The following is a 12,642-nucleotide window of genomic DNA, read 5'->3' on the forward strand; positions in this document are numbered from 1 at the left end:
TGCTCCCGACGTTGGCATTGACCAGCGCATCGAGAGGCGAGACTGTCGCATCTCTAACTGGCCCAACTGTCGCATTACTAAATAGCCCTTACAAACGAAGATCGCATAAGATAGATTATGGAACTAACCGATACCCCGGAAAGCAGCAAGTCTCGATCCCTTCGGCAGTCCGGCTCCGCTCGCCACTACCGGGCAACGGCAAGGATCAAAGTTCGACGGCGACTTCGATCGTCAGGCCGTCATAGGCCGGCTCGACATGCGGCGGCGTTTCCGCCATCACCGTGTCGTAGTCGAGCGGAAGATGCATGTGCGTCAGGATCGCGCGTTTCGGCGCGAATTTCGCGATCCATTCGAGCGCCTGTTCGAGCGACAGATGGCTCGGATGAAATCTGTATTGCAGCGTATCGATGATCAGCACGTCGAGCCCGCCGAGCCTTGCGACACTTTCGGGCGGAAAATCGCTGACGTCGCTGCAATAAGCCACGTCTCCGATCCGGAAGCCCAGCGAATGGATGTCGCCATGGACCTGCAGATGCGGCAGGAAACGGATTTGACCGCCGGGCCCGTCGATGATGATCGGCTCGTCCATGGTCTCGATCAGGAACGGCCGAACGATCGGCGGATAATTGCCGCCAGGCGGCGTTTCCAGGCAGTAGCCGAAGCCCTGGCGGATCCGGTCCATGGTGAACGGATCCGCATGGATCGGAATGCGATGGTGCTGCAGGATGAAATAACCGCGCAGGTCGTCGATGCCGTGCAGATGGTCCGCATGCGCGTGGGTATAAAGAACCGCATCGACCCGCTGCACCTTGGCGGCGATCATCTGCTCGCGAAAATCCGGCCCCGTATCGACCACCACGACGGTGCTGCCGCCGTCGGGCGCGATCTGCTCGACCATGAAGGCGGCGCGGGTGCGGCGGTTCTTCGGGTTTGCCGGGTCGCATGCGCCCCAGTCGCCATTCAGCCGCGGCACGCCGGGCGACGACGAACAGCCGAGAATGGTGAAGCGCCGCCGATATGTCGTCACCGGTCAGAGCCTCGGCATCTTGGAGAAGATGCGGAATGCGTTCTCCGTGGTGATCCTGGCGATTTCCTCATAGCTGACGCCCATGCATTCGGCGAGCACTTCGGCGGTATTGACCACGTAGGACGGCTCGTTGCGCTTGCCGCGCCAGCGTTTCGGCGCCAGATACGGTGCGTCGGTCTCGACCAGCAGCCGGTCGAGCGGCACGGTTTTAGCGATCGCGCGCAGGTCTTCGGATTTCGGGAACGTCAGGATGCCTGAGAACGAGACGTAGCCGCCGAGCTCGACGCCGATCCGGGCAAGCTCGGCTCCGGACGAGAAGCAATGCAGGATGAAAGGGAAGGCCCCCTTCCCGCTTTCCGTGGTCAGGATCTCGGCCATGTCCTCGTCGGCGCTGCGGCTGTGGATGACGAGCGGCAGGCCGGTTTCGCGGGCGGCGGCGATATGGCGGATCAGCCCGGTCTTCTGGTCGGCCGGCGTCTGGGTGTCGTAGAAATAGTCGAGCCCGGCCTCGCCGATCGCGACGATCTTTTCATGCGCGTTGGCGAGCCGCACCAGGTCTTTCGTCTGGATATCCAGCTCTTCGCCCGCATTGTTCGGATGGGTTCCGACCGAGCAGAAGACCGACGGATATTGCTCGGTGAGCGCCAGCAGTCCGTCGAGTTTTCGCACCCGCGTCGAAATCGTCACCATCTGGCCGACGCCGGCCTCATGGGCGCGCGACACGATCGCGTCGCGCTCCTCGCCAAAATCCAGGTGGCAGTGGGTATCGATCAGCATGGAAAAGGCCTTACGCGCTCGCTTCAGGCGCCACATAACGCGGGAAGACCGGCGTCGGTGCTTCGAGCGGCGTACCGGGTGTCAGCCGTCCGACCTCGCCGAGCGCGGCGAAATCCCGCTTGTCGGCCGGCGCGGCCACCAGATCGAGCAGCTTGGCCGAAGAGCCCGGCATGAACGGCTGCAGCAGGATGGCGATCTGGCGCACGACTTCCGCCGTGACATAGAGCACCGTGCCCATGCGGGCCGGATCGGTCTTTTTCAGCACCCACGGCGCCTGCGCCGCGAAATAGCGGTCGGTATCGGACACGACGCCGATGATCGCCGCCAGCGCACGGTTGATCAGCTGCTTGTCCATTTCCTCGCGGCAGATGGCGATGAGGCCGTCGGCCGCCGCCAGCAGCTCCCTGTCGGCATCGGTCAGCTCGCCCGGTTCCGGCACATGGCCGTCGCAGTTCTTGACGATCATCGACAGCGAACGGCTTGCAAGATTGCCGATGCCGTTCGCCAGATCCGCATTGACGCGGGTGGCGATCAGCTGGTCGTTGCAATTGCCGTCCTGGCCGAAGGAAATCTCGCGGCAGAGATAATAGCGCACGTAGTCGAGCCCGAACTTCTCCAGAAGTTCGAACGGATCGACGACGTTGCCGAGCGACTTCGACATCTTCTCGCCGGCGTTGAGCACAAAGCCGTGGGCAAAAACGCGCTTCGGCAAAGGCAGCTTCGCCGACATCAGGAAGGCCGGCCAGTAGACCGCGTGGAAGCGGATGATGTCCTTGCCGATGATATGCACGTCCGCCGGCCAGTATTTGGCACGCGGGCCGTTCGGGTCTTCCATATAGCCGGTGGCGGTGATGTAGTTGGTCAGCGCGTCGACCCAGACATACATGACATGCGCCGGGTCATTGGGTACCTTGATACCCCAGTCGAAGGTGGTGCGCGACACCGACAGGTCGCGGAGGCCCGACTTCACGAAGGAAATCACCTCGTTGCGGCGTTCGTTGGGGCCGATGAAATCCGGGTTTTCCTCGTAATGCTTCAGCAGCCTGTCGCCGTATTCGGAGAGCTTGAAGAAGTAGCTCGACTCTTCCACCCACTCGACCGGCGTTCCCTGCGGCCCGTACCGAACGCCGTCGCGCACCGACGTTTCGTCCTCGGCGTAGAACGCCTCGTCGCGCACCGAATACCAGCCGGCATAGGTGTCCTTGTAGATATCGCCATTGTCGGCCATCCGGTTCCAGATGTCCCTGGAAGCCTCGTGGTGGCGCGGCTCGGTGGTGCGGATGAAATCGTCGTTGGATGCGTTGAGCAGCTTGCCCATCGAGCGGAATTCACCGGAATTGCGCTCGGCCAGCGCTTCCGGCGTGATGCCTTCGGCGCGCGCCGTCTGCTGCATCTTCTGGCCGTGTTCGTCGGTGCCGGTCAGGAAGAACACATCCTTGCCGTCGAGGCGCTGGAAGCGCGCCATGGCATCCGTCGCGATCAACTCATAGGCATGGCCGATATGCGGCTTGCCGTTCGGGTAGGAAATCGCGGTGGTGATGTAATAGGGCGTCTTGTCGGACATCGGGGCACTCGGGCGCGTGGATCTGGGGCACTTGGGGATTCAGCTCATGCCGCTCTTAGCGCATGTTTCGCGGATGCGAAACACAAAGTTCCGGCAGAGGTTCCCACCCCTGCCCTCACGTCAGCGCCGCGCTGCGTCGAGGATCGAGAGGATCGTCTGCTTGCGATCGAGATTATAGGCCTGGGCGATGGTGATCTTCTCGTTCATGTCGCTGACGAGTTTCGCCTGCCGGTCGGCCGTCGGGAGATCGCCGGCCAGAGCGGCGTGGCGCGCGCGGTCGATCAGATGGTCGCTCAGGTGTTCGAGGAAAAAGCCGAAGATCACGTCGCTGTCCTTGCCGGACAGCACGTCCGCCAGCCGGTGCATCGCCTTGCGGGCCGTCGGCCCGTCGGCGGCGATCACCTCCTCGAAGGCGGAGATGATCTCGGTGCCCCCGTAGTTCAGGAGTTTCAGGGCCTGGGAAACGCTGCCCTTGGATAAACCCAGCACCATTTCCTCCGTCTTGCCGCCATCGAGCCGCGTGCCCAGACCTGCCAGCGCCCTGGAAAGGTCCTGGTCACCGAGCGGCGACAGCCGCAGCGACTGGCATCGTGAGCGGATCGTCGGCAGCAGTTTTCCCGGGGCATGCGAGAGGACCAGGAAGAGCGCGCGGCGCGGCGGTTCCTCGAGGATCTTCAGGATGGCGTTCGCGGCATTGCGGTTGAGGTCGTCGGCCGGATCGATGATGACGATCCGCCAGTTGCCGGTGCCGGATGTCTGGGAGAAGAAATGCCCTGCCCTGCGCACCTCGTCGACGGTGATCGCCGTCTTTACCTTGCCGGTCTTTTCGTCCACCGGGCGGGCCAGATGCAGCAGGTTGTGCGAGGCGCCGGAAGCGATCTGCCGGCTGACCGGCGAATTGAGATCGGGATCGGCTAGATGGTCAGGCGCCGTCGCAGGATCGGGATGGGACAGAACGTGGTTGGCGAAACGGAAGGCGAGCGTCGCCTTGCCGATGCCTTCCGGCCCTTCGATCAGGATGGCGTGATGGCCTTTTCCGGAGCGGTAGCCGCGCGCCAGAAAATCCTCGGCTGCGTGATGGCCGTAGAGATGCGGATTGCGCGCCGGCGGCACGGCGCCGTCCAGAATGCCGGCTGCCTCGTCGCTCATCCGACCGATTCCGCACTGCTCTTCTGGGTGAAGCTCAGTTCGCGCACCAGCGGCTCGACGATCGCGAAAATCTCATCGGCGATCTCGTCTTCGGAACGCTCGGCATTGACCACCCGGCAACGTTCCGGCTCCGCTTCGGCGATTTCCAGATAGGCTTCGCGGCGTTTTTCGTGCGTCTCGATCTCCTCGCGCTCGAAGCGATCGGGCGCGCTGTCGGCGCCGCGCTTGCGGGCACGCTTCAGGCCGACTTCGGCCGGCAGGTCGAGGATCAGCGTGCAATCGGGCACAACCCCGTTGATCGCCACCCGCTGCAGCGCCTCGATATAGTCCGGCTCGAGATTGCCGGTGACGCCCTGATAGACCCGCGAGGAATCGATGAACCGGTCGCAGAGCACGATGGCGCCGCTTTCGAGCGCCGGCCGGATCACCTCCTCGACATGGTCGTTGCGGGCGGCGGCAAACAGGATCGCCTCCATGCGCACGCCGAATTCTTCCGCAGCTCCGGAGAGCAGAACGTGGCGCACGGCTTCTGCCCCCGGCGAGCCGCCAGGCTCCCGGGTCATCAGCACGTCATGGCCGCGGCGGCGCAGCTGATCCGCCAACCGGCGAATCTGGGTGGATTTGCCAGCCCCCTCGCCGCCTTCGAATGTTACGAACAATCCGGAATGTTCTGCCACGCGTCTTTCCGCACTCATATTATGCTCAAGCTTATAACCCATATGGGTGCGCTGCGAAACATCGGGTTGTCAAAGCCAGAAGAACATAAGTTCCAGCAGGGCATCCGTCGCCTGGCTGACGAGGCTGCCGGTTCCGACGGGCTTTGCCGTTACCAGCGGCACTTCGCGCACCACGCGGTCGCCGGCCGAAATTCTCAGCACGCCGACATCCTGGCCTTCCGTCACCGGAGCCCTGAGCGGCCACCGATAGACGATTCGCCCGGACAGGCGATCGGGATTGTTGGCGGGGAGGTAAATATCGACCGGCTCCCTGGCGATGAGATCGACATGGCTCGACATGCCGCCATAGACGCTTGCCTGGCCGATCACCTCACCCTGTTTGAACAGGACCCTGGTCTCGAACGAGGAAAGCCCCCATTCGAGCACGCGCCGCGCCTCTTCCAGACGTTCCTTGTCGCTTGCGAGCCCGCCCATGGCCAGGAACAGCCGCGTGCCGTTGCGGGCAACCGATGCCACCAGGGCATAACCCGAACCCTCCGCAAAGCCGGCGCCGAGCCCGTCGACGCCGATCCCGAGCGAAAACAGGGGATTCTTGTTGCGCTGGTAAATCTTGTTCCAGGTAAAGTCCGGCTGCGCATAGATCGGATAGAATTCCGGATATTCGCGATAGATATGGCGGGAGAGCTCGACAAGGTCGCGCGCGGTCGTGCGGCTCTCCGGGTCCGGCAGGCCGGTGGAATTGCCGAAGACGGAGCGCCCGAGACCGAGATCCTTGGCGCGCGCCGTCATCCGGGCCGCAAACTCCCGCTCGGAATGCGAAATACCCTCCGCAAGCACGATGCAGGCGTCGTTGCCATTCTGGACGACGACGCCCTTGACGAGGTCTTCGACGCGGATCTGAGATTTCAGCGCCGCGAACATGGTTGTCGTGCCCGAGGGCGCGCCGCCGGTGCGCCAGGCGAATTCGGAAACGGGAAAAGTGGTATCGCGGGTGATCTCGCCGCGCTTCAATGCGCTGAAGACCAGTTCCATGGTCATCAGCTTGGCGAGCGACGCCGGCGGGAAACCCTGGTTTTCATTGGAAGCAAGCAGGACCGTGCCGGTTTTCGCCTCGACCATGTAGACCTGCTTGGCCTTGGTCACGAAAGCGGGCGGCGGCTCCTGCGCGCTTGCGGCGCCCAAAGGTGCACCGGCTTGCAGGAATACCAGACAGAAAAGAATCAGCAGGCGCCGCATGATCACCCCACGAACCGTTCCTGCCCATGCGTAGCAGCGGCGATTGCACCCCGCAATCGCCCTTCAGTCAGCGCACGGGCTTTTGAGCGGACCTGGGGCCTTCCAGCACCATGTTGCCGAACATGACCTGCGGAGCTCTTCCCTGCGGGGCCGATGCGTAGGCCGATTCCAGGTTCCGCGCCTGCGGCTGCCGTGCCTGAGCTTCGACCGGATAGGAAGAGGCGACCTGACGGGCCGGCGCGGCAACGGCGCCGGCCACCGGCCGCTCCATCGGAAGCGGGCCGACATGCGGCAGCATCGAGAAATTCTCGAACGCCTCGAAGGCCTGGGGCGCGGCGGAGGCCGGCGCCGGGCCGCTCGGCGTGCGGCCCGCCAGCGCGGTCGGACGCGGCATGGGCGAGCCGTAGCTCTGGAGCTGATCGCCGAACGTCTGGTTCGATGCGACCATCACGCCCGTTGCGATCTGGCCCTCCGGCCGGATCGACGGCAGGCGATCGCCCTTGCGGATGTAGGACGCCATCAGGAACGGCATGTCATTCCCGTCCATGCGGGCGCGGCCGACATATTGCACGTTGACGCGCGCCGTGCCGATCCGCTTCATGTCGAGCATCTCTGCCGTCTTGTCGGAAACGTCGATGATGCGACCCGGATGATACGGGCCGCGGTCGTTCACACGAACGATGACCGAGGTGCCGTTATCGACATTGGTCACCCGCGCATAGCTCGGCAGCGGGAAGGTCGGATGTGCGGCCGACAGGTGGTCGCTGTCGTAAACTTCGCCATTGGCGGTCAGGCGACCGTGGAAGGCCGAGCCATACCAGGAGGCAAGTCCGCTCCTGTTATAATTCGGATCTTCCTTGGGAACGTAGGTCTGACCCTTGACCTCGTAGGGCTGGCCGACCATGAAGCGCCCGCCCCCCTTCGGCACGGGCCGGCCATCGCTTACCACGCGCGGGCTGGCCTTAACGCCGTATTCCTTTTCGGAGAAATATTCCTTGCTTCTGGGCTTCGACTTGGTCGGCGCCTCCGTCGTTGCGCAGGATGCCATTCCCGCACAGACCATCGTCACCCCGAGCCATTTCGCACCCAGCGAAAGCTTGCCGCCACTCAAACCCAAACTCATCCGTCCCATGCCGCCTTCACTGCAATAGGCTGCCAGCGGCCCTCGCGACCGCATCGCTTTTCACAGCCATTGAACCGGTCCGGGACATACCCCTATGCCACGGACGCAATGGAGATGAACTCTTGCTAGCAACGTGGCGAAAATGCGAACGAAATCGGGCAAATAGATAAAATTCTATTTGATATGGTTAATGATTTATAAAGATTGATTGTTTGGAAACCAAGTCTAACCGCGCATAGACTTTCCCCCTACGCAATTAGATCTCCGGTTCATCATGCCACTGCGTCTGGAATAACAGATGGCCGGTCAACACCGGGTGGCCCCGTTCGTCGCGGACTTTGATGGAGATCGCCCCGTTCTGCCGGTCGGGCAGTTCATCGCGGGCGAGGTCCGCCAGGATCCGGCTCACTTCCCGCGTCACCCCCTCGCGGGTCGAGACTTCCTGCCCCTGATCGTCACGGACAGCTCCGTCGCCATTGATAAGATCGAAGAAATATCGCGCCATGCCATGCTCGCTGCCTTGATACGACCGACCGAATTACCGGTGCGGAAATTTGTTCCGACCAACGGTCAGCCATTTCAAGGGATCATATGGCGTCCTCATCCGTTTCCATCTGGAAATTGATCTCCATCGAGGAAAACCGTGATCGATCCCCTGCTTCTCAACCTCGAACAGCATGATGTCCTTACCGATGAAGAGCGCGACATCCTCAGGCGCATCGTGGTCCGCGAAAAGCGCTTTTCCGCCGGAGAGGATCTTGTGGTAGAGGGTTCCAGACCGGGCCAGAGCAGTCTGCTCGTCGAGGGGTTCGCAGCCCGATACAAGCTGACGGCTGAGGGCATGCGGCAGATTACGGCGCTCCACGTCGCAGGCGACTTTGTCGATCTGCACGCCTTCCTGCTGAAAACCATGGATCACGGTGTCGTCGCCCTCTCGCCATGCCGCGTCGGCCTGTCAGATCATGCGGACCTCAAGATCGTGACGGAACGCTACCCTCACCTCACCCGCATGCTGTGGCTCGACACGTTGATCCACGGCTCGATCCACCGCGCCTGGATCGTCGCCATGGGGCGGCGCTCCAAGGCATCCCATCTCGCCCACATCCTTTGTGAACTCTATGTCCGGCTGGGGGTGGTCCGCCGCACCGACAGCTGGAGCTTTCACCTGCCGCTTTCGCAAAGCGAGATGGCCGACGTGCTCGGCCTGTCGCTCGTCCACATGAACCGCGTCATCCAGACACTCAGGCGGGAAAGCCTGATCTCCTGGAACAATCAGACCATCACCATTCTCGACTGGGCGCGACTGAAGGAGGTGGCAGAATTCGATCCGACCTACCTGAGCCTTTCGGCGGAGCCGCGATGAGAGGGGTCTGGCAGGATCCGAAAATGCAATACTGGCGGGCGGCGCCCGAGGGAGATGAGAACTATGAGATCGGATTGTGCGCGGTGACGATCCACGTCGCGCCGTCGATCATCACCGACCGGTCGCCGGGGCGGCCCGCGAAGGCGGCACGAACCGCGGCCGAGGCGCGGGCGCGGATGTCGTCGGGCTGATCAGCGAGCGCGCGCGCGAGCGGGCCAACCTCGAACGTCATCTTCACCGCGTCGTCGATCGCCGCGTCGCGCGTCGCGCCCTCGCCAAACGCGATGGAAGCATCGAAAGGCGCTATAGCGATATCGTTGAAACCGGCCGCCGTCAGGATTCGCGCCAACCGCCCCCGGTCGCCGAACGAGAACGGGCCGGGCATTTCGGGATCGGGCGGCGCCGTCGGCGGGATGATGCCCTTGATCGCGGCGATCGGCAGGCGCACCCAATCGTTCTCGGCCATGCCGCGCCAGCAGACGAAAGCGACCCGCCCTCCCGGCTTGAGCGCACGGCGCATATGACTGAACGCGCCCGTCGGATCGCCGAAGAACATCACTCCGAAGCGCGAGAACAGGATGTCGAACGCGCCTTCGGGCAATTCGGTGCTGCTGGCGTCGGCCACTTGGAACAGGACCGGCGTATCCTGCGGCGCCAGCGCGCGCGCTCTGCCGATCAGCGGTTCGGATATGTCCACGCCGAGCACATGGCCCCTCGCGCCGACGCGGGCGGCCAGATCCAGGCTGGACGCCCCCGCGCCGCAGCCGACGTCCAGCACGCGTTCGCCCTCAGCGGGCGCGGCGGCTTCGATCGCGGCATGGCCGAATACCGCCATCATGGCATCGAGCCGGGCTTGGTAAGCGACCCAGCGCTCCCCGCTTTCGCCAGTCCAGTCGGCGACCTGATCGGCATTTTGCTGTGCCATGACATATCCTTGTTCTGCAACCCAAGAAAGGAATCGGTGCGCTCAAACCAGCATCGACTGCTGGGCGAAGATACCCGCCATCGCGCCTTGCCATGTTGCCGTGGTGACCGAGGGGATACCGGGGTTGGCGAGGTCGCCGGCGGCGTAAATGCCGGGCATGCTGGTTTCGCGGCGCTCGTCGGTCTTGAGGGCAATGCCGGTTGGCGTATCGACCGTGGCGAGGCCCAATGATTCATGCAGGCTTGCGGACGGCTTGTTGCGCGGATGCGCGAACAGGATATCGACCGCGACATCGGGGCCGGTATCGAGCTTGATGGTGGCATCATGGCTCCCGTGACGGGCGATCCCGGTGATCCGGCCATCAACGACAGGTACCTGACGGCCCGCCAGATCGGCCCGGATGTCGGGTGCAATGTTGTGCCCGTCGGCGAAGACGGTCAACCTGTCGGTCCAATCGTGAAACAGTCTGACCTGATTCATCGACTGCGGACCCGACCACACAAGGCCCCAATGCTGGCCGGCGACTTCAAAGCCATCGCAATAGGGGCATGGGATGACGGATGTGCCCCAGTTTTCGGCAAATCCTGGAACAGCAGGCATCTGGTCAACAACGCCGTAGCTCAGGATCACGCGGCGCGCATTTAGGGTTTCGCCGTCGCCGGTGAGGACGGAGAAATTGTCGATGGCACCGGAGATGCTCTGGGCGCGGGCATTGACCATTTTGATCGCAGGATATCGCGCGAGTTGCTGCCGCGCCTCGGTCAGGATGGCCGATGGTGGCTTGTCATCGTGGCCGAGCACGCCATGCGAGCGGCCGGCGAAGCGATTGCGCGGCAGGCCGGTGTCGAGAACGGTGACCTTGCGGCGGGCACGGCCGAGCTGCAGGGCGGCGGCGAGACCGGCAAAGCTGCCGCCGATGATGATGACGTTATCCATGGGGATGGGCTCCGTGTTACGGGTGGAGGGGGTTGGGTCTGGCTTGGCGCGCGATGTCGTCCAGCGAAACGCGCTCGAAACGGGCAGCGAACAGGGCTTCGGGATCGGCGAGAAAGTCGCCCATCACTGTATTGATCGACCGGACCCTGCCGCATTCGATATCGCCGGGCAGCCCGGATTTGGAGGACATGGTTGAAACCTACCCAATGGCTTGCATGTTTTGGAAACTGTATGGTATCGTAATTCATGAATTAGGATACTGTCAAGTACTGGAATTGTCGTGACCGAAAACAGCCAGGGCCGACGCGGCCGCCCCGCCAACGAGGCGCTTGGCCAAACGATAGTCGACGCCGCGGGCGAACTCTTTGCGGAACTGGGTTTTCAAGGGACGACGTTGGACAAGGTCGCCCAGCGAGCGAAGATATCCAAGCTCAGCATCTATCGGCACTTCGAGAACAAGGAGGCGCTGTTCAGCGCTTCCTTTGCGGCCCGCTGCAATCAGTTTGTACCACAGGCCCTTTTCGAAGGGGTCGACGGTTCGGCCGAAGATCAGCTCATGGCGGTGGGATCATCCCTGCTTCGCACGCTGTTGCGCCCGGACGTCCGCAATATCGAAGCAGTGGTCCTGGCCGACAAGACGAATCAAAAGTCGTTAAGCCAGCTCCATTACGAAGCCGGCTCTGCCCACATCATCGCCCAAATCGAGGCCCTGTTGCGTCGCTTGCACGCGAAGGCGGTTCTGAACGTGCCCGATCCTCTCCAGTCCGCCCGCTTGTTTGGCGCGCTTTTCAAGGGATCCGATCTCCTGAGTATCGCACGTTTCGATGAGGCGAGAGCAGAGGACGACAACGAAATCGAATCCTATTGCCGGTCGGCCGTCACCATGTTCATCGCCGCGCACGGCGGCAACGCCCACGCGGGCGGATAAGCATCTGATTGCTCCGGGCAGCTTGGCCGGGGCCGTCGTCAAGGCGCTTCGTCATAGTGGGCCGGGCTACACTGCAAGCGGCACGTTTGCGCATGGCCGCGTTTGGGATCTCGATTTTCCCTGCGGATAGCTTGCTCCGGTCGAAAGATACCGCACTGCCGGCCCGGGCACGCAAGTATCGGGCAATAGCGTGGAAACGGCGGTTCCTGCGCCGCATGGCATGTGCGGTGATCGGCGGCGATATCGGATCATGGAGGGACATCGGCGGGGCTGGCGGAAGAGGTGGGATTCGAACCCACGGTACGGTTTCCCGCACGCCGGTTTTCAAGACCGGTTCCTTAAACCACTCGGACACTCTTCCCTGTGCGCTGGCTTTATAACGGGAGCCCGTCCAGCGTCAACCTCGTCTCATTACCGGTCCTCGGCGAAACTCCTGAGCGTTTCTCCCGAAAGCCGGTAGCGGATCCATTCGGACATCGGTTCGGCGCCGATCGCCTCGTAGACGCGGATCGCCGGTTCGTTCCAGTCGAGCACGCTCCATTCGAACCGGCCGCAACCGTTCTCCACCGCGATCCGCGCCAAGCGCTTCAGCATCGCCTTGCCGGCGCCGAGACCGCGTGCCTTCGGCGTCACGTACAGATCTTCGAGATAGAGACCGTTCCTGGCCTGCCAGGTGGAATAGCTGAAGAACCAGATGGCCATGCCGACGGGTACGCCGTCCTGTTCGCAGACCAGTGCTCTGGTCACAGAGGTCTCGCCGAAAATGGAGTTCCCGATCGTCTCGACGGTCGCCGCAACCTCGTGCTCGGCTTTTTCGTAGATCGCCAGTTCGCGGATGAACCCGAGCAGCGTCGCGGCATCCCCGCGGACGGCCTCACGTATGGTCAACGCCATGGAAAACCCTTTGAATTGAATGGGCTGAAGCTATGTCTTGAAG

The 12,642-nt window shown here is 62.8% G+C and carries 14 protein-coding genes and 1 tRNA gene; 2 read left to right on the plus strand and 13 right to left on the minus strand.

The genetic code is table 11. From position 1 onward, the window contains the following. Window positions 1-205: 205 nt before the first annotated feature. The 8 genes from J2X76_RS19265 to J2X76_RS19300 form a co-directional block, all read right to left on the minus strand. Complete coding sequence (locus J2X76_RS19265) at window positions 206-1,027, minus strand: MBL fold metallo-hydrolase (RefSeq protein ID WP_310218904.1); 822 nt, start codon at window positions 1,025-1,027, stop codon at window positions 206-208. A 3-nt stretch (window positions 1,028-1,030) separates the two neighbouring features. Next, on the minus strand, window positions 1,031-1,804 hold the full coding sequence (locus J2X76_RS19270) for a TatD family hydrolase (RefSeq protein ID WP_310218906.1): 774 nt from the start codon (window positions 1,802-1,804) through the stop codon (window positions 1,031-1,033). A gap of 10 nt (window positions 1,805-1,814) precedes the next feature. Further along, window positions 1,815-3,368, minus strand: a complete 1,554-nt coding sequence (metG, locus tag J2X76_RS19275; protein WP_310218907.1) for a methionine--tRNA ligase — start codon at window positions 3,366-3,368, stop codon at window positions 1,815-1,817. 120 nt (window positions 3,369-3,488) lie between these two features. Continuing rightward, window positions 3,489-4,517 carry a DNA polymerase III subunit delta' gene (locus J2X76_RS19280; protein ID WP_310218909.1) on the minus strand — a complete coding sequence of 343 codons (1,029 nt, stop codon included), beginning with the start codon at window positions 4,515-4,517 and terminating at the stop codon, window positions 3,489-3,491. Then, window positions 4,514-5,212 carry a dTMP kinase gene (gene tmk / locus J2X76_RS19285; RefSeq protein ID WP_405030067.1) on the minus strand — a complete coding sequence of 233 codons (699 nt, stop codon included), beginning with the start codon at window positions 5,210-5,212 and terminating at the stop codon, window positions 4,514-4,516. Before tmk ends, J2X76_RS19280 begins: the two co-directional genes overlap by 4 nt. Before the next feature lie 51 nt (window positions 5,213-5,263). Beyond that, window positions 5,264-6,430: a D-alanyl-D-alanine carboxypeptidase family protein gene (locus J2X76_RS19290; RefSeq protein WP_310218910.1), complete on the minus strand. Its 1,167-nt coding sequence runs from the start codon at window positions 6,428-6,430 to the stop codon at window positions 5,264-5,266. 67 nt (window positions 6,431-6,497) lie between these two features. Continuing rightward, complete coding sequence (locus J2X76_RS19295) at window positions 6,498-7,553, minus strand: septal ring lytic transglycosylase RlpA family protein (protein ID WP_310218911.1); 1,056 nt, start codon at window positions 7,551-7,553, stop codon at window positions 6,498-6,500. Window positions 7,554-7,809: 256 nt separating this feature from the next. Further along, window positions 7,810-8,058 carry a DUF6894 family protein gene (locus J2X76_RS19300; RefSeq protein WP_310218912.1) on the minus strand — a complete coding sequence of 83 codons (249 nt, stop codon included), beginning with the start codon at window positions 8,056-8,058 and terminating at the stop codon, window positions 7,810-7,812. Between the two features lie 138 nt (window positions 8,059-8,196). Between J2X76_RS19300 and J2X76_RS19305 the strand changes: the two genes are divergently transcribed. Then, complete coding sequence (locus tag J2X76_RS19305; RefSeq protein WP_113285698.1) at window positions 8,197-8,916, plus strand: Crp/Fnr family transcriptional regulator; 720 nt, start codon at window positions 8,197-8,199, stop codon at window positions 8,914-8,916. Between the two features lie 61 nt (window positions 8,917-8,977). Here the strand turns inward: J2X76_RS19305 and J2X76_RS19310 are convergent, their stop codons facing one another. Genes J2X76_RS19310 through J2X76_RS19320 form a run of 3 tightly spaced genes read right to left on the minus strand, consistent with a single transcriptional unit; the run spans window position 8,978 to window position 10,967 of the window. Continuing rightward, a complete protein-coding gene (locus tag J2X76_RS19310) occupies window positions 8,978-9,841 on the minus strand; it encodes a class I SAM-dependent methyltransferase (RefSeq protein WP_310218913.1) in 864 nt (287 codons plus the stop codon). Between the two features lie 42 nt (window positions 9,842-9,883). Further along, a complete protein-coding gene (locus J2X76_RS19315) occupies window positions 9,884-10,777 on the minus strand; it encodes an NAD(P)/FAD-dependent oxidoreductase (protein ID WP_310218914.1) in 894 nt (297 codons plus the stop codon). 16 nt (window positions 10,778-10,793) lie between these two features. Continuing rightward, window positions 10,794-10,967, minus strand: a complete 174-nt coding sequence (locus J2X76_RS19320) for a hypothetical protein (RefSeq protein ID WP_310218915.1) — start codon at window positions 10,965-10,967, stop codon at window positions 10,794-10,796. Between the two features lie 90 nt (window positions 10,968-11,057). Between J2X76_RS19320 and J2X76_RS19325 the strand changes: the two genes are divergently transcribed. Beyond that, complete coding sequence (locus J2X76_RS19325) at window positions 11,058-11,705, plus strand: TetR/AcrR family transcriptional regulator (RefSeq protein ID WP_310218916.1); 648 nt, start codon at window positions 11,058-11,060, stop codon at window positions 11,703-11,705. A 271-nt stretch (window positions 11,706-11,976) separates the two neighbouring features. Here the strand turns inward: J2X76_RS19325 and J2X76_RS19330 are convergent. Both J2X76_RS19330 and J2X76_RS19335 read right to left on the minus strand, forming a co-directional pair. Then, a tRNA-Ser gene (locus J2X76_RS19330) sits at window positions 11,977-12,066 on the minus strand. Between the two features lie 50 nt (window positions 12,067-12,116). Beyond that, window positions 12,117-12,599 carry a GNAT family N-acetyltransferase gene (locus J2X76_RS19335; protein WP_310218918.1) on the minus strand — a complete coding sequence of 161 codons (483 nt, stop codon included), beginning with the start codon at window positions 12,597-12,599 and terminating at the stop codon, window positions 12,117-12,119. Window positions 12,600-12,642: the final 43 nt, after the last annotated feature.

It is taken from the genome of Neorhizobium sp. 2083 (assembly GCF_031455615.1).
In the GTDB taxonomy this organism is placed as follows: domain Bacteria; phylum Pseudomonadota; class Alphaproteobacteria; order Rhizobiales; family Rhizobiaceae; genus Neorhizobium.